The organism is Psychromicrobium silvestre (genome assembly GCF_013408295.1).
GTDB classification, from domain to species: Bacteria; Actinomycetota; Actinomycetes; order Actinomycetales; family Micrococcaceae; genus Renibacterium; species Renibacterium silvestre.
On the sequence record NZ_JACBYQ010000001.1, the window covers coordinates 73,079 to 96,054 of the forward strand.

The following is a 22,976-nucleotide window of genomic DNA, read 5'->3' on the forward strand; positions in this document are numbered from 1 at the left end:
ACACTCGATGGTGTGGTTTGCAGTAATGGCTTAGAGGTGCCGCTCGTCAACACCGTTATAGGCGCTCAGTGGGCGAATCAAGGAGTTCGACGCCGCCTGCTCCATAATGTGTGCAGTCCAGCCGGTGATCCGGGAGGCCACAAACAGGGGAGTGAAGGTAGGAGTGTCAAAGCCCATCAGGTGATAGGTTGGCCCCGCCGGGTAGTCCAGATTGGGCTTGATGTTCTTCGCTGCACCCATCGCCGATTCCAGACCGGAGTAGAGCTCCAGCAGGTCCGGACGCTGATAGTGCGCCGACATCTTCTCCAATGCGGCCTTCATCGTCGGCACCCGCGAATCACCGTTCTTATAGACCCGGTGGCCAAAGCCCATGATTTTCTTCTTTTGCGCCAGGGCCTCTTCGAGCCAAGCCTGAGGTGCTACCCCGGTGGACTGAATCTCCTCGAAGGTGTGCATCACGGCTTCATTGGCACCGCCGTGCAGCGGTCCCTTGAGTGCACCAATCGCACCGGTTACCGCCGAGTGCAGATCAGCCAGGGTGGAGGTAATAACCCGGGCGGTGAAGGTCGAGGCGTTGAAGGAGTGCTCGGCGTAAAGGATCATCGAGACGTTGAAGGCGTCCACCACCTCCGGTGCCGCCTCCTCCCCGAAAGTCATCCAGAGGAAGTTCGCCGAGTAGCCCAAATCTTCGCGAGCTTCCACCACGGCCAAGCCGTGCCGACGTCGTTGGTCATAGGCGACGACGGCGGGCATCGCGGCAAAGAGTTCCTGAGCCTTGCGCAGATTGGCCTCGGGGGAGGAATCCTCGGCCAGGGCGTGGTTGGCTCCAATCACCGAGGCGGCCGTGCGGCAAACGTCCATCGGGTGGCAGCTGGTGGGCAGCAGATCAATGGCGGCCTTCACATTGCTGTCCAAGGCGCGGTTGGCACGCTCTAGCGCCTCGAACTCGGTGAGTTCTGCCTCAGAGGGCAACTCGCCATTCCAGAGCAGCAAGGCCACTTCCTCGAAGCTCTTCTCGGCGGCGAGTTCCTGCACGGGGTAGCCGCGGTAGAGCAGTGAGTTGCTTTCCGGATTGACCTTGGAGACTGCCGTGTAGTCGACGACCACACCGGCCAAGCCTTTCTTGATCTCTTGGGTTTCTTCAGCCATTGATGTCACTCTCCTTCGAGTCGGGGTTGGCCTTCAAGTTTGGGTTGGCCTTCAAGTCGGATTGGCCTTCGAGCTGGGTCACGAACTGCTGCGGTGCGGAAAAATTGAACACAGCAGAATCGAAACGGTTATATCCCTCGTAGTCTACGAGTTCGTAGAGCCGAGCGCGCGTCTGCATCTCGGCGACGGCGGGCTGCTGGGTTCCGGCGGCCCGAATCGTCTCCAAGGTTCGCTCGGCCGCGCCCATTGCACTACGCAGCAGAGTGACGGGATAGATCACCATATTGATGCCAACGCCGGAGAGCTGTTCCGCGGTGAAGAGCTCGCTTTTGCCGAACTCGGTCATATTGGCCAGGATAGGAACCTCGACAGCGTTACGGATCGCCTCGAAATCGGCGAGCGTGTGCATGGCCTCCGGGAAGATCGCATCCGCCCCGGCATCCACCAGAGCCTTCGCCCTGTTTACCGCAGCCGCGGTACCTTCGACGGCGGCCACATCGGTGCGCGCCATGATCAGGAAGTTCTCATCCCGGCGGGCATCGGCGGCGGCCCGAATCCGCTTGAGCGCGGTATTCAGATCCACCACGGCTTTGCCATCGAGATGGCCACAACGCTTCGGATTGATCTGGTCCTCGATATGCAGCCCGGCGAGTCCGGCGTCCTCGAATTCCTGCACGCTGCGAGCAACGTTCATCGGCTCACCGAAGCCGGTGTCGGCATCGACAATCGCGGGCAGATCGGTCATCCGAGCGATCTGCTTGGCTCGGCCGGCCACTTCGGTCAGTGTGGTCAGGCCGATGTCCGGCAGACCCAGATCTGCCGAGAGCACGGCACCCGAGATATAGACGCCGTCGAAACCCTTGTCCTGGATCAGCTTGGCGGACAGCGGATTGAAGGCACCGGGGAACTGCTGTAATTTTCCGGAATTCAGTTTGCTACGCAGATCGATTCGCTTCTGCGCTGCGGTGGTCTTCGCGTACAACATTTAGAACAGTCCCTTCGTGGTGTTCGTTACGACGAAACCGTCCTTGGCCTTGATATTTAGCTGATCCAGTTCGCCAGCGGCGAGTTCGGGCAAGCGTTCGACGGCGGCCAGGAACCGATCCAGCTCGGCCGGTTCGATGGCCCCTGTATTGTCCGGCCCCAGGGCTAGCGTACGCAGCTTGTTCACGTAGTTCTCCCGGGCGAACGGCCGGGCACCGAGTGGGTGTGCGTCCGCGACAGCGATCTCGTCAACGATCTTGGTGCCGTCGGTCAGCTCAATTTCAACCCGACCACCGAAGGCTTTTTCCGCGGGGTCAAGGGAGTGGTAGCGGCGAGTCCATTCGGCGTCCTCGGCCGTGCTGATTTTGTTCCACAGCTCCACGGTGTCGGCGCGCTGGGCGCGTTCCGGGGTGTAGGAATCCACGTGGTGCCAGCTACCATCCTGCAGGGCTACCGCGAAGATGTAGGGGATCGAGTGGTCCAGGGTTTCCCGGGAGGCGGTGGGATCGTACTTCTGCGGGTCGTTCGCGCCGGAACCGATCACATAGTGCGTGTGGTGACTGGTGTGCAGCACTACAGCCTTGACGTTTTTGGGGTCCGCCAGTTCCGGATGCTCGCCATGCAGTTTACGAGCCAGGTCAATCCAAGCCTGCGCCTGGTATTCGGCCGAGTGCTCCTTGGTGTAGGAATCTAGGATGGCTCGCTTGGCTTCGCCAGCCTCGGGTAGCGGAACCTCGTAGGCAGCATCCGGTCCGTCCAAAAGCCAGGCGATTACGCCGTCTTCGCCTTCATAGATCGGCTCGGGAGAGGTCTGGCCGCGCATCGTCCGGTCCACGGCCTCGATCGCCATCTTGCCAGCGAACGCCGGGGCGTAGGCCTTCCAGGTGGAAATCTGGCCTTTACGGGACTGCCGGGTGGCGGTGGTGGTGTGCAGTGCCTGGCCGACCGCCTGGAAAATGGTCTCGGCGTCGAGACCCAGCAGGGTTCCGATGCCAGCGGCGGCGGAGGGGCCGAGGTGCGCGACGTGGTCGATCTTGTGCTTGTGCAGGCTGATCGCCTTGACTAGATCGATCTGGATTTCGTAGCCGGTTGCCAGACCGCGAATCAGATCCTCGCCGCTCTTGCCTGCGTGCTGGGCAACCGCGAGGATCGGCGGGATGTTATCGCCCGGGTGTGAGTATTCGGCGGAGAGGAAGGTGTCGTGGTAATCCAGTTCGCGGACCGCAACGCCGTTGGCGAAGGCGGCCCATTCCGGGCTGGACTTCTCCTCGATACCGAACAGACCCGCGCCCTTTCCGTTCTTGGACGGCTGGTGGCTCAGCGCCTGATCGCGGGCTGCCACAATGGGTGCCCGGTTGAGGGAGGCAATAGCCACCGAGGCGTTGTCGATGATCCGGTTAATGATCATTTCAGTAACTTCTTCGCTCACCGGGACCGGGTCGACGGCGACCTGGGCGATCTTGTAGGCGAGTTGGTCCTCGCGGGCCAGGTTCTCTTCGCTCTTATAGACGCGAACGGGATGGTTTTTCACGGCAGTGCCTTTCTAGTTCTGGTCTTCTTCAGTCTGAGGGGGATTGCTATCCAAAATGTGTTGCAAGGAGTTGCTCAGGTGTACCGTTGTGGTCGCTGCCGCCAGGTGCGGATTTCCGGCCGCGACGGCGGCGCAGATCGAGGCGTGTTCGGCGGCGGTGGCTTCCAGTCGTCGCGGGTGTTCCTGAGCCATTCGACGGGCGCGGGCTAGTAGCGGGCGCAGATTCTTCAGGGTGCTCACTAGGAAGGGATTGCCACAGTGTTCATCGAGGGCGGCGTCCAGATCACCGGAAAGCCGGTAGTACTCCTCGATGGATTTGCCCGAGGCTAGGTTCTCGTGGGCTAGTTCGAAGCGTTTTTGCAGCTCGGAAAAGACTTCGCCGTGGCCTCGTTCCGCGGCTAGCGCGGCGGCTTTGGCTTCAAGAGTTTCCCGGAGTTCGTAGAGTTCGCGCACGGTCTCTAGCGAGACTTCGGTGACTACGACGCCGCGGCCCCCTTTCGCCGTCGTCAATCCTTCCGCGGTGAGTCGGGAGAGTGCCTCCCGCACCGGGGTGCGGCTGACTCCGAGGCGCTCGGAGAGTTCTACTTCGGCCAAAACAGTGCCGGGGAGCAGACGCCAAGCAACGATGTCCTCATGCAAGTTCTGGTAAGCCTTCTCGCTGGCGCGCATAGGGTTAGTGTATACACAATCATAATATTTGGCGATATTTCTCTCATTCATTTCCTTCCAGGTATACAAAGAGAGACTTCTAGTCATATTGGTACCGCATTGGTATCATTGAGGTATGGCTATGACTCTTAGATTGCCGGATGACCTAGATCAAACACTGGAGAAAATCGCTGCAGAACAGCACGTCTCCAAAGCGGCATTGATTCTGCAAGGTGCTGAGTTGATTGCCGAGCGTCACGCTCGGCGACGAGAACTAGGAGGCGGCTTGGAATTTGTACTCTCTCACGACGCGGAATTATTGAAACGGCTGGAAGATGCCTGATCGGAAAGCTGTGTCTTGACTCAGTATCTTGAACTTGACGATGCTCTGTGGGTTATCGATAAATTCGGTTTTATCCCACGAGAGGTTGGCTTACTGGCCTCTGCGCTTGCCCGGCCGGCAACAACTGTTTACGGGCAAGATGCTTATAGTTCCTTGGAGCTCAAAGCAGCGGCGCTCTTTGAGTCGCTTTGTCGAAATCACTCTCTCCTTGACGGCAATAAGCGCACCGCTTGGACCTTGACGGTGTTGTTTTTCTGGATCAATGGGTTCCAGCATGACTTTGATACTGATCAAGCAATGGAACTGGTTCTCGGAGTGGCTACCGGAGGGATAGAAGTTGCTGACTCAGCGGCGATCTGGGCTAGCCACCTTGTTCCTCGCCAGTTCTAGCCGACAGGTCCTCGGGTTCTAGCGGCGGGGCCTAGACTTTTCGCATGTGCCGGAACATTCGAACCCTTCATAATTTTGAGCCGAGCGCCACCTCAGCGGAGGTGGACGCCGCCGCCCTGCAATATGTCCGCAAGATCAGCGGCACCACGAAGCCCTCACAGGCGAATCGAGAAGCCTTTGATCAAGCGGTTCACGAGATCGCTCACATTACCCAGCACCTGCTGGAGGCGCTGGTGACCAATGCCCCGCCGAAGAACCGGGAAGAAGAGGCGGTCAAGGCTAAAGCCCGCTCCGCCGCTCGATTCGGCGCGGCTTAAGAATACCTACCCGTATTGAGGCAACCACCGGCTCAAATCCAGTGGTACTCGTTCTCCGGACGCCCCGGAGTGCCGTACCGCGGGGTGCGTCGCGCCGAGCCACGGTCCGCCAAATACTCCAGATACCGCCGCGCGGTGACCCGAGAGATGCCCAGTCTCTCGGTGACCTCCTGGGCGGAAACCGCCAGGCTCGCGGACTTCAAAAGTTCGACAACGGCTTCCAGGGTGCCGGCTGAAAGTCCCTTAGGCAGTTCTGCAAGTACCGGAGTGCGTAAACTGGCCAAAGCCTGATCGACCTGTTCCTGAGAGGCGGCCGGGGAAGCCTCTAATTGCTCCCGAAATTGCCGGTAATTTCCCAGCTTCTCCGCGAAGGCTGGGAAACCGAAGGGCTTGATCAGGTACTGCACCACGCCAACCGAAATGGCCCGGCGAACCACCGGTAGCTCGCGCACCGCAGTGATCGCGATGATGTCCACCGGAAGCCCGGAGGATCGCAGTCTGCTGGCCACCTCCAGACCGTGTAGATCGGGCAGATTCATATCCAAGAGGAGAACGTCAATGGGGTTTCCGGCCGTTGCCGCGGCTGCGATGAAGTGCAGGGTGCTCTGCCCGTCGAAGCAAATCCCGGCAAGTTCGAAGCCTTCGAGTCGCTGCACATAGAGACCATGCGCTTCGGCCATAATCGGCTCGTCATCGACCACAAGAACCCGGATCATGCCTTCCCTCCTTCGATTCTCAGCGGCAATCGAACGCTGAAAACAGTTCCGGATTCCTCGGAAGTCACGGTCAGTTGCCCGCCCAGCCGTTGGACGGATTGGCGCACCAGGGCCAGTCCGATGCCTCGGCCGGTCTCGTCCGCTTCCTTGGTGCTGAATCCGCGCTGGAAAATCACCGAAGTGTCAGCTAGGCCGATTCCCGGGCCGTTATCGCTCACCTTTAGCAGCGCCTCGGTGTTTTCCTTACGCAGTTCTAACCGGATCAGCCGGGAACTTTCGGGCCCCTCGTTGAGGGCTACCGCATCCATGGCATTGTCCAGCAGATTCCCGACAATGGTGAGCACATCATGGGGGCTGATGCTCTCCAGTGAAACGGACTCGTCCCAGGAAACCTCCAGCTCGATGGCTCGTTCAGAGGCCTGGGCAAGCTTGCCCATCAGTAAGGCCGCGAGCACGGGTTCCTTTTCCGCATCGATCACCTCATCAACCAGATGCTGACTCAGGCTCAGATCCTCGGTAGCGAAGGCCAGGGCTTGGTTGGTGCGCCCCAACTCCAGCAGAGACACGACGGTGTGCATTCGATTGGCGTGTTCATGGGTCTGCGCCCTGAGCGCATCCGTAAAGGTCCGGGTGGAGCGCAGCTCATCTCCCAACCTCCGCAGATCGGTGTGATCCTGCAGCGTGGTCACGGTGCCTTCCGCGAGGCGTCCGCCGGGCAACACTGCGGGGTCTTGGCTGACCACGAGCAATCGTTCCTCGGTCAGATGGATCTCATCCCGGACGCTCCGGCCGCTGGCCAACAGATCCTTGAGCGAGGCCGGAATCTCCAGGGTGGCTAACGCCGGTGGCTCGGTGTTATCGGAGGGCCGGGGGATCCCCAGCAGATCAGCGGCTTGATCGTTGTACATCACCAATTCGCCGGATCGGTCCACCAGCACCAAGCCGTCGCGCACCGAATGCAGCACCGACTCGTAATAGGAGAACAACTGGCCCAGCCGTTTGGGACCCCAGCCCAGGGTGACCCGCCTTAGGTATCGGCCAAGCAGCCAGGACACCAATCCGCCGACGGCGAGTAGCCCCAGTCCCAGCCCAATGATCACCGGGATGCGCGCATTGAGGGTAATCTCCACCGTGCTCACGGTGACGCCTACCGCGACCATTGCCTGGACCTTGCCGGCGGAGTCCTTGACCGGGACGATGCTGCGTACCGAAGGTCCCAGGGTGCCGGCGGTAATTTCGGTGAAGGTCTTTCCGGCCAGGGCCTGGTCAACCGAGCCGATATAGGGTTTGCCAATTTGGCTCGGGTCCGGGTGTGTCCAGCGAGTCCGGTCCGGGGCCATAATGGTCACGAAATCGACCTTGGTACCCGCGATGACGGAGAGTGCATAGGGTTGCAGGAGGGCCGAGGGATCACTGCTTTTCGCAGCCTCAAGAAGCAGTGGCGAGTCGGCAATGGTGGTGGCGATCGCCGTCGTATTCTGGGTGGCTTGCGCGTAGGCGCGGTCGCGGGAGTCGAGAAAAGCCAGGGTGACCACGACGGCGGTGATCACCGTGACGAAGAGCAGCGAGCCGAGGAAGAGCTGCCGAGCGATACTCCAACCCCGCATAATTCCCTCCCGCCCCAACTCGCTATGAACAATATGAACGCAATGGTGACCCCAGTCACAATTCTAGGCAATCTGATAGAAGCGCGATCACAAGACTATCGGAGGAAAAGATGAGTTCTCAGCGTAGAGAATCGACCACGGCTAGGCCCGGTGGCACCCGGCGAAGGCTGGATAAGACCCATTGGCTCTATATCGCGGTGATCGCCGCGGTGCTGCTCGGCGTGGTGGTGGGTCTGTTGGGGCAGGCCAGTGCCGATCCGAAGACGCCGACCGTCAACTTCGCCACCGCCCTCAAGCCGCTAGGTGATATTTTCGTCAACCTGATTAAGATGCTGATTGCGCCGGTGATCTTTTGCACCATCGTGACCGGCATTGGCTCCATTGCCAAAGCCGTCACGATCGGCAAAGTGGGCGGATTGGCGCTGGGCTACTTCTTAGTGATGTCCACCTTTGCTCTGGCCATTGGCCTGGTGGTGGGCAACTTCCTGCACCCGGGCGAGGGGTTGAAGCTTCAGGCTTACAAGCCCGCAGGCAGTGGTGGCACTGGCAATGCCCTCTTCGACTTCCTGATTGACATCATTCCGCCGGGCATCCCGGTGCTGCCGACGCTTTTCGTGGCCATCCTGGTCGGCTTTGCCGTGCAGCGAATGGGCAAATCGGGCGAGCCGATTCTGCGTGCCGTCCGGACCGCTCAGGCGCTGGTTTTCCGAATCCTGATGATGGTCATGTGGATGGCTCCGATCGGTGCCTTCGGTGCCATTGCAGCCGTCGTGGGTGCCACCGGCTTCCAAGCGGTGCAGTCGATGTTGATCCTGATGATCGGCTTCTACATCACCTGCATCCTCTTCATTGTGGTGGTGCTCGGTGGCGTGCTCTACGCGGCAACCCGGATCAATATCTTCAAGCTGATGAAGTACCTGGCGCGCGAGTACCTGCTGATTTTCTCCACCTCATCTTCGGAGGCTGCACTGCCCCGACTGATCGCCAAAATGGAGCACTTGGGTGTTTCCAAACCGGTGGTTGGCGTTACAGTACCCACCGGATACTCCTTCAACCTGGATGGCACGGCGATCTACCTGACCATGTCCTCGCTTTTCGTTGCCAATGCCATGGGAGTACATCTCGACCTAGGGGAGCAGATCTCCTTGCTGGTCTTTATGATCATTGCCTCGAAGGGGGCTGCAGGAGTTAGCGGTGCCGGACTGGCCACCCTGGCGGCCGGTTTGCAGGCGCATCGCCCCGAGCTGCTCAATGGTGTTGGCGTCATCGTGGGCATCGACCGCTTCATGTCGGAGGCTCGGGCTCTGACCAACTTCACCGGAAACGCAGTGGCTACCGTTTTGATGGGTACCTGGGTCAAGGAAATCGACCGGCCCAAGCTGGACCGAGTGCTCAGCGGGGTGGAACCCTTCGATGAGGCGAGCATGGATACCGACGGCCACACCGCGGAAGAGGCACCCGAGGAGGGCGAAGGTTCCGGAGAGAAATCACGGCAGCCTGTCGCTGTGTGACTTCTCACATTTGCCGAACACGGTTGTCCAGTCAATTGGAGTTAAGTAAGGATAGTCTTACCTAACTCCGACTGCGAAGGTTCTCCCGTGCCCGGTTCCCCCTCGATCCAGATCACCCTCGATTCAAGCGATACTCACCCAGCCCAGGAGCTGCTGGAGGAGCGGTCCGCGCAGGACCAGCTCTTCCAGCAGCGCACGGCCGCCGACTATCTGCTCAGCGTGCAGCAAGCCGCCACCGCAGTGGCCTTCAAAGTAGCCAGCACAGACCGGCCCTTCACGGGGCAAACTCCGCAAGACCTCAAAGCGGTGCTCGATCGGATTGACCTGGAAAGGCCGCTGAACTCCCTGGATTCTGCGCTCACGGAACTTGAAGAGACCTATTTCCGAGATGCCATCTACTTCCACTCACCGCGTTATGCAGCCCACCTGAACTGCCCGGTGGCCATTCCCGCGCTAGCCGGAGAAGCTGTGCTCAGCGCACTCAACTCTTCGATGGATACCTGGGATCAGAGTGCCGGAGCCACCCTGATTGAGCGCAAGCTGATCGATTGGACCGCTGACCGTCTTGGCCTGGGGGAGGCCGCCGACGGTGTTTTCACTTCGGGTGGAAGTCAGTCCAATCTGCAAGGCCTACTGATGGCTAGAAACCACGCGGTAGCGGGGATTCGAGAGAATTACGACGCCGGGTTACCTGGCTTTGATGGGCAGCCACCCAGACTGCCGGTGCTGCTGGACAAGTTCCGGATCTTCGCTTCGGAGATCGCACACTTCTCGGTGCAGAAGTCTGCCTCCATACTCGGACTGGGCTATGACGCGGTGGTTCCGGTCGCCGTCGGTCCTGATCAGCGAATGGACTTAGCCGCGCTGCGCCGCGCCCTGCAAGAGTGCCAGGCATCCGGTCTGCAGGCGATGGCTATTGTGGGCACGGCGGGGAGTACCGATTTCGGTTCAATCGACCCCTTGCTAGGACTTGCTGGGCTGGCCCGCGAATTCGGTAGCTGGTTCCATGTTGATGCCGCCTACGGCGGCGGGCTGATCACCTCGGCTAAACACCGGGGGCTGCTGGAAGGAATAGCCGAAGCGGATTCGGTCACGCTGGATTACCACAAAACCTTCTTCCAACCGGTCTCTTCTTCCGCAGTGCTAGTGCGGCACCGCGACTCGCTGAGCTATGTCACCTATTACGCGGACTATCTGAACCCAGCCTCGGCAGCGCTCGCCGAAATCCCCAACCAGGTGGACAAGTCGATTCAGACCACCCGGCGTTTTGATGCACTCAAACTCTGGCTGACGCTGCGCGTGATGGGTCCCGATAGCATCGGAAGCCTGATTGATCAGGTGATTGAACTTACTGGACAGGTGTATGTCGAGCTTGCCTCCGACCCCGAATTTGAGGTGCTGGCCGAACCCGCGCTGAGCACCATCGTCTTCCGTTACCGGCCGCTGGGTTCAGCGGACGGGAAGCCCGCCTTGGACGGCGCACAGCTCGATGAGCTTAACCAGCAGATCCGGGCCAGGCTTTTTGCCTCAGGGGAGGCCGTCGTTGCGGGCACCGTGGTCCAAGGTGCTGCCTATCTCAAATTCACCTTACTCAACCCGGAGGCGCGGCTAGAGGATCTGACTGGCGTTATTGAGCTGCTCCGTGGCCACGGACGGGCGCTGACCGACCTCACCTTGACCACAAAGGACTCCTAACCGTGGCCGCTACCGTGAACACCCCCGTTTATGACCTGTTGGGTATCGGTGTGGGCCCCTTCAATCTAGGACTGGCCGCGTTGCTGGAACCGATAGCCGAGTTGGAGGCGCTGTTTTTGGAGAGCCGTCCCGGTTTCGACTGGCACCCGGGCATGATGCTTGAAGAGGCTCATCTACAGGTGCCTTTCATGGCCGATTTGGTCAGCATGGCGGATCCCACCTCGCCCTATTCCTTCCTCAACTACCTCAAGAGCGTCGGGCGGCTCTATCCCTTCTACATTAGGGAGAACTTTTACCCGCTCCGTTCCGAGTACAACAAGTACTGCCAATGGGTGGCTTCGAAGCTGCCCAGCGTGCGCTTCGGCACCGAGGTGATCGAGGTGCAGCACCAAGCGGGCCTTTACCGGATAAACGTACTGGGGCCTACGGGACCGGAGACCTTCCAAGCCCGCCGCCTGGTGCTCGGAACCGGAAACGCTCCCTTCCTTCCGGCCGCGGCGCAAGAGTTGATGGACGCTGCCGCTGATACCGCTGCGGCCGGTGCTGCCGTCGCCGCTGATACCGCCGTCGGGAAAGCGGGGTTATTGCTGCACAACGCGGACTATTTGAACCGCAAGGCCGAACTGCAGGCCGCCGAATCGATCACCGTGGTGGGCTCCGGGCAGAGTGCGGCCGAGGTGTATTTCGATCTACTCAGCGCACAGCCGGAACACGACTACCTGCTGAATTGGGTCACCCGCTCGCCACGATTCTTCCCGCTGGAGTACACCAAACTGACCCTTGAAATGACCAGCCCCGAGTACATCGACTACTTCCATGCCTTGCCCGAAGGCGCGCGTTCCCGGCTGGGAGCCGAGCAGAAGGGGCTCTACAAGGGCATCGACGCAGAACTGATCAATGGCATCTACGATCTGCTCTACCAGCGCTCACTGGACGGTCCGGTGCGCACCCGATTGCTGAGCAACACCACGGTAGAAGCCGCGAGCCTGACGGATGTTGGCATCCGGTTGGAACTCAAACAGCTTGAGCAGGGCACACGCTCCACGCTCACGACGGCGGGAGTGGTCTTTGCTACCGGCTACAGTTATCGCGAACCCGCCTTCCTGGAAGGGATCAGCGAGCGCATCAATCGTGATGAACAAGGCCGTTTCGCGGTGGATCGCTGGTACTCGATTTCCACGGAACCAGGAGAGATTTACGTGCAAAACGCTGAGCTGCACAGCCACGGCTTTGCCGCCCCGGATTTGGGGATGGGCGCTTACCGGAACTCCTGCATTATCCGCGAAATCCTCGGCTGGGAGTATTACCCGGTGGAGCAGCGGATCGCCTTCCAAGAATTCGGCTTTGCCGCGGGAGATAGCGATTCCGCAACACCTCAAATATCCCTTCCTACGGCAGGAGCGAGCCGATGAGCAACTCAACCCTTGACTTCGGCTTGCGGCGCTTTGACCCCGAACAGGACTCTGAGTTGTTGCACTCCTGGGTCTCTCAGGAGCGAGCCAGGTTCTGGGGCATGCTGGGCCAGAGCGTAGAAGAAGTACGTGAGGCTTACCGGCAGATCGACGCCGCCCCTGGGCATCACGCCTACCTAGGTACCGCTAACGGTAGCCCCGCCTTCCTGCTGGAACGCTACGATCCTGCGGGAGACGCCGTCGGACGCCTTTATCCTGTGCAGCCCGGGGACATTGGCATGCACTTCCTGGTGGCTCCGGCGCAGGGCCCCGCGAAGCCTGGTTTCACCACGGAGGTGCTGCGCTTTATTATGGCGGACACCTTCGAAGATCCGCAGGTGCGGCGGGTGGTGGTGGAACCCGATGTACGCAATGAAAAGGTACACGCGCTCAATGCCAAGGTGGGCTTCGTGAAGGATTCCATCGTCAGCTTGCCGGATAAGGACGCCTGGCTCAGCCTGTGCCGCCGGGAAGATTACCTGGCCGCGCTGCCAGCCGGCCGGATGCTCGCCGATTATCTAACTCCGGAGCGCTGGCAACGTGCCAACCGACATCTGGTGCGCAAGGCCATCGCCGAGTTTTCCCATGAACGGCTGCTGCAGCCGGTGCACTGCGGTGAGCACTACGAATTGCGCTCACCCGCGGGGGACCTCTACCGTTTTGAGGCGCAAAGGATGCGCCTGGAACACTGGTCGATCGATGAGGTCACGTTGAATCGGTTCGCAGCCGCCGGTGAGCCACTGGAGCTCGACGCCCTGGAGTTCATTACCGACTTCTCCGAGGTACTGGGCATCAACCCGGTGCAGTTGCCGATCTATCTTGAGGAAATCAGCAGCACGCTCAGTTCGCACGCTTTCAAACAGTCACATTCCACCCTCAGCTCCGCCGAACTGGCTGCCGGGCAGGGCGTGGAAGCGTTCCAGAGCATTGAACGGTCGATGACGGAAGGGCATCCTTGTTTCGTTGCCAATAACGGTCGGTTGGGTTTTGGTGGCAGCGACTTCCTAGCCTTCGCCCCGGAGACTGGTGCCGCCGTCCGCTTGGTCTGGGTGGCGGTGGCCCGCAGCCACGCGATTTTCTCCAGCGTTTCCGGGCTCAGCTATCAAGCGCTAATGGAGGCTGAGTTCGACGGCGATCAGCGGCAGAGTTTCGAGGTGGCCTTGCGGGGGCGAGGACTGGAGCCGGAGGATTATTACTTAATGCCGGTGCATCCCTGGCAGTGGGATAACAAATTACAGGTAACCTTCGCGGCCGAAATCGCCCAACAACGCATTGTGTTCCTTGGCCACAGCCACGATGACTATCAGGCGCAGCAGTCGATTAGGACGTTTTTTAATACTTCGGTGCCGCAGCGAAACTATGTGAAGACCGCCATCTCGGTGCTCAACATGGGCTTTATGCGAGGGCTCTCGCCGGAATACATGGCGGCGACTCCGGCGATCAACGACTGGGTGCACTCCCTGGTGGCTCAGGACGAGGTGCTGCAGGCCCGCGGCCTGGTGATCCTCCGTGAGGTGGCCGCCGTCGGCTATCACAATCGGTACTTTGAGGCGGCTGCGCCAAAGGGATCGGCCTACCGCAAGATGTTTTCCGCGCTCTGGCGAGAGAGCCCGCTGCCACAACTGGCGGAGGGGGAGACGCTGGCGACAATGGCTTCTCTACTCCATCTGGATGGCCAGGGCAAGAGTTTGGTGGGTGCCTTGATCGCGCGGTCCGGGCTACATGCCGAGGACTGGTTGCGCTGCTATCTTCGCTGTTATTTGCAACCACTGGTGCACTGCCTGGTGAAGTATGAGTTGGCGTTTATGCCGCACGGTGAGAATGTGATTCTGGTGCTCCGGCACGGGGTGCCGGTCCGTGCCATCATGAAGGACATCGCCGAGGAAATCGTGTTGATGGGCGAGGGCGTCGAGGTGCCCGAGGCGGTGCACCGGGTGAAGCAGCAGATACCGGAATCCGAGCGAGTGCTGGCGATCTTCACCGATGTCTTCGATTGCATCTTCCGGTTCCTGGCCGAGATTTTGCAGCGTGAGGGACTGTTGAGTGAGGAGGCATTCTGGGCTTTGGTAGCCGAGTCGATCCGGGATTACCGTTCGGAAGTGCTGGGGAAGCAGCCGGAATTGGTAGAGGCCTTTGAGCGTCACAACTTGTTCGCTGAAGAGTTTGATTTTTCCTGCCTGAATCGCCTGCAACTGCGCAATAACCAGCAGATGCTCGACCTAACCGATCCTTCTGGCGGTCTGCAATTCTCCGGGAAGCTGGCCAATCCGATGGTTTGAGTGTTTAGGCGTCGTGCGTCGTTCGTCGTGCGTGGGGCCTGGTTCGCGCATCGTCCTTCGGTTCGGCATCCGTTTCCCCTAAATGCACCTCTAATTTCGGACGCATTTAGGGGAAACGGATGCATTTTTGACGACAACCGATGAAATCGTGCCTGCTGGTGCTGGTGCTGGTGCTGGTGCTGGTGCTGGTGCTGGTGCTGATGCCGATGCTGATGCTGATTGTCGAATGACGGCGGCAAAGATTGGACATTGGGGGTAAGGGTGCTGCAAGCGCATCGCGGAGCAACGTCGCGGAGTAGCGTCTGCTTCGCAGATTCGTTTCACACCCTGTTCCGAGCTTCAACAAAATCCCCGCTGGCTCCAACGACACCCATTCCGCCTCACCCATTGCACCTCATCGATTCCGGCACCCGGTTCCCCTATCGGCGCCCGAAGTTAGGGGTGCATTCGAGGGAAACGGGTGCATTTTTGGCAGCAAGGAGTTAGAAAAGCGGCAGGGGAACATAGCGAAAAGCGCAGGTGGAGGAACCCTAGAACAGCCCCCGTGGAGCTTAACCTTAGACCTTTACTGGAGGGTCAAGGCTCGCGATGCTTAGCGCCGCATTTGCCAAACTTGCCCGGTCTCGGACGGTAACGTAACGAAGAGAGCATGAGCAGGAACAACCGAGGAAAGCGTGATCAGGTGAGCAGCGAACAAGGGTCCGGCACTCTTGCCGAGACGGACACAAGCATCGACCTTGAAACCGTACTCGGCCCCACCGGCCGTCCGATGACCGAGTTTCCCGAGCCTCCCGTGTTGGTCTCGCACGGCCCAGCCCGGGTGATCGCGATGGTCAATCAAAAGGGCGGAGTGGGCAAGACGACGTCGACCATTAACTTGGGTGCAGCGCTCGCCGAGCTAGGCCGCCGGGTGTTGCTGGTGGATTTCGATCCGCAGGGTGCCCTCTCAGCGGGCCTGGGCACCAATCCGCATGAGCTGGATCTGACCATCTATAACGTACTGATGGATCGCAAGATCGATGTGCACGAGGCCATTCAGCGCACCGGCACCGAGAATCTAGACCTGCTGCCGGCCAATATTGACCTCTCCGCCGCTGAAGTGCAATTGGTCAACGAGGTAGCCCGTGAGCAGGTACTTGACCGGGTGCTGCGCAAGGTGGAAGACGAATACGACGTCATCCTGATCGACTGCCAACCCTCGCTCGGACTACTCACGGTCAATGCACTCACCGCGGCGCACGGTGTCATCATCCCGCTGATCTGCGAGTTCTTCGCTCTGCGCGCGGTCGCATTGCTGGTGGAGACCATCGAGAAGGTGCAGGACCGGATCAACCCCGGGCTACAGATCGACGGCGTACTGGCCACGATGTATGACTCGCGGACCCTGCACAGCCGCGAAGTGATTTCCCGGCTGGTGGAAGCCTTTGGCGACAAGGTCTTCGAAACGGTGATCAAGCGGACCATTAAATTTGCCGATGCCACCGTGGCTGCCGAGCCGATTACCTCCTACGCCGGGAATCATCAGGGTGCGGAAGCCTACCGGCGCCTGGCCAAAGAACTGGTGGCTCGTGGTGGCGCTCCCTGAGCCAAACCAGGAGTTAGGCCAGGAGCCAAACCAGGAACCAGGCCTGGAGCTGAACCAGGACTCCGGGAAGAAGCCGGGCTTCGAGGTCCGGCTGAAGAACTTCACAGGCCCCTTTGACCTGTTGCTGGGCTTGATCAGCAAACACGAACTCGATATCACTGAAGTGGCTTTGGCCACGGTGACCGATGAGTTCATCTCCTATATCCGCGCCTTGCGGGAGGCCGGAGAGGATTGGGCTATCGATGAGGCCAGCGAGTTCCTGGTCATCGCGGCTACTCTGCTTGACCTCAAGGCTGCCCGGCTATTGCCCGCGGGGGAGGTCGAAGATGAAGAGGATATTGCGCTGCTGGAAGCGCGAGACCTGCTCTTCGCCCGGCTCCTGCAGTATCGCGCCTTCAAGGAGATGGCTCGGATGATCGGCAGCACCTTGGAATCGGAAGCGGAGCGTTTCCCCCGGCAGGTTGGCCTGGAACCGGCCTTCGCCGCACTGCTTCCCGAATTAGTCTGGCGGCACAGTCCGGAGGATTTCGCGGCGCTCGCCGCCAAGGCCCTCACCCCGCGAGAGGCTGCGCCCACCGAGGTCGGTCTGGAACATCTGCACGCCCCGCCAGTGAGCGTCAAAGAGCAGGCGGAGCTGATCGGGAACCGGCTCAAGGCTGGTAAGCCGATGTCTTTCCGCGCTTTGGTGAGTGACGCTGGGAGCACGCTCGTCGTCGTCGCCCGCTTCCTGGCTTTATTGGAGATGTTCCGCGACGCAGTGATCGCCTTTGACCAAGCCAGCCCGCTGGGGGAGCTGACCATTCGCTGGACCGGGGCACATGAAGAGTGGACAGCGGAGAGTCTGAGTGAAGAGTACGAAGCAGCTGCAGAGCAGGCGAAAGGAGCGGACGAATGACTGAGCAGAGTGAGCCGACGGCGGTCGCGGAGCAAGTACCGGAGCCCGGGCAAGAAGCCGAGCCAGAACCATTAGCGGTGGAAGATCTACCCGGCGGTCTTCCGGCCGCGCTGGAAGCGATCTTGATGGTGGTGGATCAACCGGTCAGCGAACTTGAGTTAGCTGCCGCACTGAACCGCCCGCTGGCACAGGTGCGTGGGGCGCTGGACCAATTACGGGGCGAGTACGACGGGTATACTGGTACAGCCGTTCCTGATGCTGACGGCTCAGATCCGCAAGGTACCGTTTCGATGAGGCCGCGGGGATTCGAGTTGCGCAGTGTTGCCGGAGGTTGGCGTTTCTATTCGCGGAGCGATTTTGCACCGTTGGTGTCCCGCTTCGTACTGGAGGGTCAAACCGCTCGGCTCACTCAGGCGGCCTTGGAAACCTTGGCGGTGATCGCTTACCGCCAACCGGTCTCCAGGGCAAGGATTTCGGCGATCAGGGGCGTCAATGTCGATTCGGTGGTGCGCACGTTGACTCAGCGTGGGCTGATCACCGAGTTGGAAACCGATCCGGAAACCGGGGCGATCCTGTACGGCACCACTAGCTATTTCCTGGAACGGCTCGGCCTGAAAAGCGTCGATGAGCTGCCCCAGATTGCACCACATTTGCCAGGGCTTGAGAACCTGGACGATTTTACCCAAGACTAAGGACTTTGCTCATGACACCGACTCCCCACTCAGGTTCCCAGGGGCAAGGCCGTGGCGGCAAGGGCCGTTCCGGAAAGCCAGGGGCGCCGAAGAAGGACGGCCCCCGCGGTGCGCAGAGCCAGCGCGGTGCGCAAAGTTCTCGCGGTGCGCAGAGCACTCGCGGTTCCCAAAGCCCGCAGGGCGCCAAGCGCGCGCCCAAGACAGCTGCCTTTGGCCGGGAGCGCTTCGGGCAGAGCCTGGGACCGGTGAAGAAGAACCCGCCGAGCCGTTCACAGCCGGTCCGCGATGTGCACGATCCCGAGGGCATTCGGCTGCAAAAGCTGATGGCCCAGGCCGGGGTGGCCTCTCGACGGGTCTGTGAGGAAATGATTCTGGAAGGCCGGGTTGAGGTGGATGGCCAGATCATCACCGAGCTGGGCCTGCGCGTCGATCCGAAGGCCGCTGTGGTTTCGGTGGACGGCATCCGGCTGCAGCTCAAAGAGAACATGATCTACCTGGTCTTCAACAAGCCCAAGGGCGTGGTTTCCACGATGGATGACCCAGAAGGCCGCCGCAGCATTAGCGACTTCCTGAAGAATAAATACTCGCAAGAACGGCTCTTCCACGTTGGCAGGCTGGATCAGGCCACCGAGGGGCTACTGCTCCTGACTAACGACGGCGAGCTAGCCAACCGCCTGACTCACCCCAGCTACGAGGTGCCCAAGACCTACCTGGTGCAGACCAAGGGCCCGATGGAAGCTGGAGTGGGCAAGCAGCTCAAGCAGGGCGTCGAGTTGGAAGACGGAGTCTCCAAGGTCGATTCCTTCAAGCTGGTTGATTCAACTCCCGGCCATGTGCTGATCGAGGTGGTGCTGCACTCGGGCAAGAACCGGATTGTGCGCCGGATGTTTGACGCCGTTGGCTACCCGGTGGAGCGGCTGGTCCGCCTGCAAGTGGGTCCCATCCGGCTGGGTGACCAGAAGCAGGGCAGCATCCGGGTATTGGGTCAGCAGGAAGTCGGGCATCTGCTCGCCTCCGTCGGGCTCTGAGCCGGAACCGCAGCTAGCCCGAGGCAGAACGAGAGACAGTGATGACAGAGCACGAAACCTATTTGCGCGGCCCTGTGGTGGTCTTCGGCACCGGACTGCTGGGCACCAGCATCGGTCTCGGACTGAGCCACCGGGGCCTCCAGGTGCTGCTCTCGGATCCCTCGCCCTCCTCGCTTGCCGTAGCCGTTGATATTGGCGCCGGGACCCCGCTCAAGGATAGCCCTGGCGTCTGGCCTGAACTCGTCGTCGTCGCGGCCCCGCCGGACGTTTGCGCTGCCGTGGTGGCGGACGCGCTGGAACGGTTCCCGGCCGCCGTCGTGGTTGACGTTTCTAGCGTCAAAGGTGCAATTTTGCGCGAGCTTGAGGCGCTCTCGGCCCGGAACCATCTCGATCTGAGTCGTTACGTTGGCACTCATCCAATGGCGGGGCGGGAACGGGCCGGTGCGGTCTCGGCCCGCGGTGAACTGTTCAACGCGATGCCTTGGGTGGTCTGTCCGCATCAGGGAAGTACGACGGCGGCCATCCAGGTAGCGCAGAACCTCGCCTTGGATTTGGGCGGGCTGCTCAGCCGGTTCAGCCCGGAGGAGCACGACGAAGCGGTGGCCCTGGTCTCGCACTTCCCGCAGATGATGTCTTCTTTGGTGGCGGCTCGTCTACAGGAGGCTGCTCCGCACGCGCTGTCCCTGGCGGGCAACGGCTTACGCGATGTCACCAGAATCGCGGCTAGCGATCCGAGCATGTGGGTGCCGATTATGGCGGCGAATGCGGAGTCCATTGTGGGCATCCTGCACGCCGTGCACGAGGATTTGATCAAGCTGATTGGCACCCTGGACGCGCCGGCCGCGCCCGGGGCTAGCTTGGCGATGGCGAAGGTGATTAGCGCGGGAAATGCTGGGCAGGCTCGGATTCCGGGTAAGCACGGTGGCCCCGCGCAGCCCTATGCCTGGTTGAGCGTGCTGGTGGCCGATGAGCCCGGGCAGATCGCTCAGCTACTCACCGAGATTGGTGAGATCGGGGTGAACCTGGAAGATCTGCGCTTGGATCACTCCTCGGGCCTGAATGCAGGCATTGTGGAGATTTCGGTGTTGCCGGCGAAACGTGATTTATTGATCGATGAGCTCACGGTGCGGGGCTGGAAGGTGCTGCAATGAGTTCGACTACCCCTTCGATTCCGCTGCGGCTGGGCAAATCATTGGTGATTGCCATTGACGGTCCGTCCGGCTCGGGTAAGTCCTCGGTGGCTCGTGAGGTCGCCCGGCGGCTGGGCCTGGCTTACCAGGACACCGGCGCGATGTACCGGGCTTTGACTTTGGTATGCCTGGAGAGTCAGCTGGACCTGCAGAATCAGGCCGCGGTAGAGGCGTTGGCAAAGCGGTTCTTCTTTGAGCAATGGTTTGACCCGGGCGTGGGCATGGTGTCCGCCGGAATCGACGTCGAACATGCGCTGGATGTCACCGAGGAGATTCGCTTGCCGCGGGTTTCCGAGGCAGTTTCCGCGGTAGCGACCAATCTGGGTGCCCGCACCGAACTGATCCGCCGGCAGCGAGCCGCGATTGAATCGGTGCGCGGCCGGATGGTGGTGGAAGGCAGAGACATCACCACCGTGGTGGCCCCACAGGCCGAGGTGAGGCTTTTGCTGACCGCTTCAGAAGAGGCCAGGCTGGCGCGCCGAGGTGCCCAATTGGCGTCCTCGGGGGAGACTCAGTCCGCAGCGGATGTGGCCCGCCAGGTATTGGCTCGCGATGCTAAGGATTCCACCGTTGTGGAGTTCCAACGCGCTGCCGACGGCGTGGTGACCATTGATTCTTCCGATCTGGATTTTGAACAGACTGTTGCTGCGGTGATCCGCCTAGTAAAGGAGAATGTTGGTGGTTGAGTCGAAAAAGAATTCCGTGGCTAAATCGCCGACGTCCAAGGCACCTGCGGCTTGGGGCACCTGGTGGTCCCGCCCGCTGGGCAGGGTGCTAGACCATGTCACCTATCGGACCACGGTGACCGGCCGGGAGAATATCCCGCGCAAAGGTGCCGTGATCTTCGCGGCCAACCACCTGAGCTACCTGGATGGTCCGGTGATGGTGGGGGCCAGCCCGCGGTACATGCACGTTATGGTGCGGCACGATATGTTCAAGGGCTTTCTGGGCTGGGTGCTGCGCTCATCGGGGCAGATTCCGGTGGACCGCGCCGGGGATCGAGCCGCACTGCAGGCTGCCAAGGCTGTGCTGGAACGCGGGGAGTGCGTTGGCATTCTGCCCGAGGGCACCCGGGGCAGCGGCGACGCCGCCTCGATGAACAGCGGCGTGGCTTGGCTGGCACTCAACTCCGGAGCCGTGGTGGTGCCGGTTGCCGTGCTGGGAACCCGGATCACCGGGGAACATAAGGACACCATTCCGCCGCTGCGCCGTCGATTCCAAGTCGCTTTCGGCCCAGCACTGAATATTGAACGGCAACCCGGAATGTCCGGGCGTGCTTCAATGGATGCGGCAGTGGAGCAGATTCGCGAGGCACTTTCGGGGCACATCCGTGAAGCCGTGAAGATTTCCGGGCAGGAACTGCCGGATGATGAGAAGAGTGGAAATGACTGAAGAGGACTTTGAGCCCCAGGGCGACGATAAGGTGCTGGAGAAGATCTCCGCACTAGATGACGCCGAGGCCGAACAACGAGCCGAATCGCTGCGCGCCGGGCTATCCGATTACGAACTAGACGAAGACGATGCGGCTCTGCTGGCCGGTCTGGACTCGGATTTTGACGACGACGGCGCAGCGGGCTTAGACCCGGTGCTCGCCATTGTGGGGCGTCCGAATGTGGGCAAATCTACCCTGGTGAACCGCATTCTGGGCCGCCGTGAGGCGGTAGTCGAGGACACCCCCGGGGTGACCCGCGACCGCGTGATGTACCCGGCGGAATGGAACGGCCGTAACTTCACCTTGGTGGATACCGGCGGCTGGGAATTCGATGCCAAGGGCATCCATCAGCGGGTAGCCGAGCAGGCCGAGATGGCGGTGGAACTTGCCGATGCCGTGCTCTTCGTGGTCGATGCGACCGTGGGGGTCACCGCAATGGACGAGTCCATGATGAAGATGTTGCGGCGGACCAAAAAGCCAATCATCCTGGTGGGCAATAAGGCCGATGATCAGCGCACCGATTCCGATGTAGCCACGCTCTGGGGCCTGGGTCTGGGGGAGCCGTGGGCTGTTTCCGCGCAGCACGGCCGTGGTGTGGCCGATCTGCTGGACCAAATCATGGAGGTGCTGCCCGAGTTCTCCGAGGTGGAGACCACCGACCGCCGCGGCGGTCCGCGCCGGGTGGCGTTGATCGGACGCCCGAACGTGGGCAAATCCTCGCTGCTGAATAAGCTGGCCGGGTCCGACCGGGTGGTTGTTGACCCCTTGGCCGGGACCACCCGTGACCCGGTAGATGAGTTCATTGAGCTGGGGGATCGCACCTGGCGGTTCGTCGATACCGCGGGTATCCGTCGTCGTCAGCATATGGCTCAGGGTGCCGATTTCTACGCCTCGCTGCGTACCCAGTCCGCGCTGGAGAAGGCGGAGGTCGCCGTCGTACTGCTGGCCGTGGATGAGGTGCTCTCCGAACAGGACGTGCGCATCTTGCAGCTGGCCATTGAATCCGGCCGCGCGCTGGTGCTGGCGTTCAATAAATGGGACCTGCTGGACGATGAGCGCCGCCGTTACCTGGAGCGCGAGATCGAACAGGACCTGGCGCATGTGGAGTGGGCGCCGAGGGTGAACATCTCCGCGCTGACCGGCTGGCACAAGGACAAGCTGGTACCGGCCTTGGACACCGCCTTGGAGTCCTGGGATAAGCGGATTCCCACCGGCAGGCTGAATGCGTTTCTGGGCGAGCTAGTGGCGGCGCATCCGCACCCCGTGCGCGGTGGCAAGCAACCCAGGATTCTGTTCGGCACCCAGGCTTCCTCCCGGCCGCCGAAGTTCGTGCTCTTCACCACCGGCTTCCTGGACCCGGGCTATCGCCGGTTCATCACCCGGCGACTGCGTGAAACCTTCGGTTTCGAGGGCAGCCCCATCGAGGTTTCGATGCGAGTGCGGGAGAAGCGCAAGCGGAAGTAACTGTTGGCCGGAGGAGACTTCGGTGAAATGAAAGAGGGCGGAACCTGTGTTCAGGTTCCGCCCTCTTTC

General features: G+C 60.8%; 21 protein-coding genes. 15 read left to right on the plus strand and 6 right to left on the minus strand.

Annotation, left to right across the window (positions count from 1 at the left end; genetic code table 11):
- Nucleotides 1-30: 30 nt before the first annotated feature.
- From FHU41_RS00330 to FHU41_RS00345, 4 genes are read right to left on the minus strand one after another with little or no spacing between them, the layout of a single operon-like run.
- The gene (locus FHU41_RS00330; RefSeq protein WP_179387698.1) at nt 31-1,149 is read right to left on the minus strand and encodes a bifunctional 2-methylcitrate synthase/citrate synthase; all 1,119 of its coding nucleotides are present in this window, start codon (nt 1,147-1,149) and stop codon (nt 31-33) included.
- A complete protein-coding gene (prpB, locus tag FHU41_RS00335; RefSeq protein WP_246279389.1) occupies nt 1,142-2,134 on the minus strand; it encodes a methylisocitrate lyase in 993 nt (330 codons plus the stop codon). Before prpB ends, FHU41_RS00330 begins: the two co-directional genes overlap by 8 nt.
- Nucleotides 2,135-3,664, minus strand: coding sequence for an MmgE/PrpD family protein (locus FHU41_RS00340; RefSeq protein WP_179387699.1), 1,530 nt, complete (start codon nt 3,662-3,664; stop codon nt 2,135-2,137).
- Nucleotides 3,665-3,676: 12 nt separating this feature from the next.
- Complete coding sequence (locus FHU41_RS00345; protein WP_179387700.1) at nt 3,677-4,333, minus strand: GntR family transcriptional regulator; 657 nt, start codon at nt 4,331-4,333, stop codon at nt 3,677-3,679.
- A gap of 115 nt (nt 4,334-4,448) precedes the next feature.
- Here FHU41_RS00345 and FHU41_RS00350 point away from each other — a divergent pair, with 115 nt between their 5' ends.
- Genes FHU41_RS00350 through FHU41_RS00360 form a run of 3 tightly spaced genes read left to right on the plus strand, consistent with a single transcriptional unit; the run spans nt 4,449 to nt 5,362 of the window.
- The gene (locus tag FHU41_RS00350) at nt 4,449-4,655 is read left to right on the plus strand and encodes a hypothetical protein (protein WP_246279390.1); all 207 of its coding nucleotides are present in this window, start codon (nt 4,449-4,451) and stop codon (nt 4,653-4,655) included.
- A 15-nt stretch (nt 4,656-4,670) separates the two neighbouring features.
- On the plus strand, nt 4,671-5,045 hold the full coding sequence (locus tag FHU41_RS00355; protein WP_179387701.1) for a type II toxin-antitoxin system death-on-curing family toxin: 375 nt from the start codon (nt 4,671-4,673) through the stop codon (nt 5,043-5,045).
- Between the two features lie 44 nt (nt 5,046-5,089).
- Complete coding sequence (locus FHU41_RS00360) at nt 5,090-5,362, plus strand: DUF2277 domain-containing protein (protein ID WP_179387702.1); 273 nt, start codon at nt 5,090-5,092, stop codon at nt 5,360-5,362.
- A 32-nt stretch (nt 5,363-5,394) separates the two neighbouring features.
- Here the strand turns inward: FHU41_RS00360 and FHU41_RS00365 are convergent, their stop codons facing one another.
- Nucleotides 5,395-6,078 (minus strand): response regulator, encoded by a 684-nt coding sequence (locus FHU41_RS00365; RefSeq protein ID WP_179387703.1) that lies wholly within the window; start codon nt 6,076-6,078, stop codon nt 5,395-5,397.
- On the minus strand, nt 6,075-7,685 hold the full coding sequence (locus FHU41_RS00370) for a sensor histidine kinase (RefSeq protein ID WP_218846882.1): 1,611 nt from the start codon (nt 7,683-7,685) through the stop codon (nt 6,075-6,077). The genes FHU41_RS00365 and FHU41_RS00370 overlap by 4 nt, the downstream gene beginning before the upstream one ends.
- 110 nt (nt 7,686-7,795) lie before the next feature.
- On the opposite strand from FHU41_RS00370, the gene FHU41_RS00375 reads away from it, so the two are divergent.
- From FHU41_RS00375 to der, 12 genes are all read left to right on the plus strand, one after another.
- A complete protein-coding gene (locus tag FHU41_RS00375) occupies nt 7,796-9,196 on the plus strand; it encodes a cation:dicarboxylate symporter family transporter (RefSeq protein ID WP_179387704.1) in 1,401 nt (466 codons plus the stop codon).
- A 111-nt stretch (nt 9,197-9,307) separates the two neighbouring features.
- Entirely contained in the window at nt 9,308-10,891 is a 1,584-nt protein-coding gene (locus FHU41_RS00380) for a pyridoxal phosphate-dependent decarboxylase family protein (protein WP_425503272.1), read from the plus strand.
- A 2-nt stretch (nt 10,892-10,893) separates the two neighbouring features.
- A complete protein-coding gene (locus FHU41_RS00385; protein WP_343046207.1) occupies nt 10,894-12,303 on the plus strand; it encodes a lysine N(6)-hydroxylase/L-ornithine N(5)-oxygenase family protein in 1,410 nt (469 codons plus the stop codon).
- Complete coding sequence (locus FHU41_RS00390; protein WP_179387705.1) at nt 12,300-14,621, plus strand: GNAT family N-acetyltransferase; 2,322 nt, start codon at nt 12,300-12,302, stop codon at nt 14,619-14,621. Before FHU41_RS00385 ends, FHU41_RS00390 begins: the two co-directional genes overlap by 4 nt.
- Nucleotides 14,622-15,303: 682 nt before the next feature.
- Nucleotides 15,304-16,206: an AAA family ATPase gene (locus tag FHU41_RS00395; RefSeq protein WP_179387706.1), complete on the plus strand. Its 903-nt coding sequence runs from the start codon at nt 15,304-15,306 to the stop codon at nt 16,204-16,206.
- A gap of 43 nt (nt 16,207-16,249) precedes the next feature.
- Nucleotides 16,250-17,101 (plus strand): segregation and condensation protein A, encoded by an 852-nt coding sequence (locus tag FHU41_RS00400; RefSeq protein WP_246279463.1) that lies wholly within the window; start codon nt 16,250-16,252, stop codon nt 17,099-17,101.
- Complete coding sequence (gene scpB, locus FHU41_RS00405) at nt 17,098-17,793, plus strand: SMC-Scp complex subunit ScpB (protein WP_179387708.1); 696 nt, start codon at nt 17,098-17,100, stop codon at nt 17,791-17,793. Before FHU41_RS00400 ends, scpB begins: the two co-directional genes overlap by 4 nt.
- Before the next feature lie 11 nt (nt 17,794-17,804).
- Nucleotides 17,805-18,821: a pseudouridine synthase gene (locus tag FHU41_RS00410; protein WP_179387709.1), complete on the plus strand. Its 1,017-nt coding sequence runs from the start codon at nt 17,805-17,807 to the stop codon at nt 18,819-18,821.
- A gap of 41 nt (nt 18,822-18,862) precedes the next feature.
- Nucleotides 18,863-19,972, plus strand: a complete 1,110-nt coding sequence (locus FHU41_RS00415; RefSeq protein ID WP_179387710.1) for a prephenate dehydrogenase — start codon at nt 18,863-18,865, stop codon at nt 19,970-19,972.
- Nucleotides 19,969-20,697, plus strand: a complete 729-nt coding sequence (gene cmk, locus FHU41_RS00420) for a (d)CMP kinase (protein ID WP_179387711.1) — start codon at nt 19,969-19,971, stop codon at nt 20,695-20,697. Before FHU41_RS00415 ends, cmk begins: the two co-directional genes overlap by 4 nt.
- 76 nt (nt 20,698-20,773) lie before the next feature.
- The gene (locus FHU41_RS00425; protein ID WP_246279464.1) at nt 20,774-21,403 is read left to right on the plus strand and encodes a lysophospholipid acyltransferase family protein; all 630 of its coding nucleotides are present in this window, start codon (nt 20,774-20,776) and stop codon (nt 21,401-21,403) included.
- On the plus strand, nt 21,396-22,907 hold the full coding sequence (gene der, locus FHU41_RS00430) for a ribosome biogenesis GTPase Der (protein WP_179387713.1): 1,512 nt from the start codon (nt 21,396-21,398) through the stop codon (nt 22,905-22,907). Before FHU41_RS00425 ends, der begins: the two co-directional genes overlap by 8 nt.
- Nucleotides 22,908-22,976 lie beyond the last annotated feature (69 nt).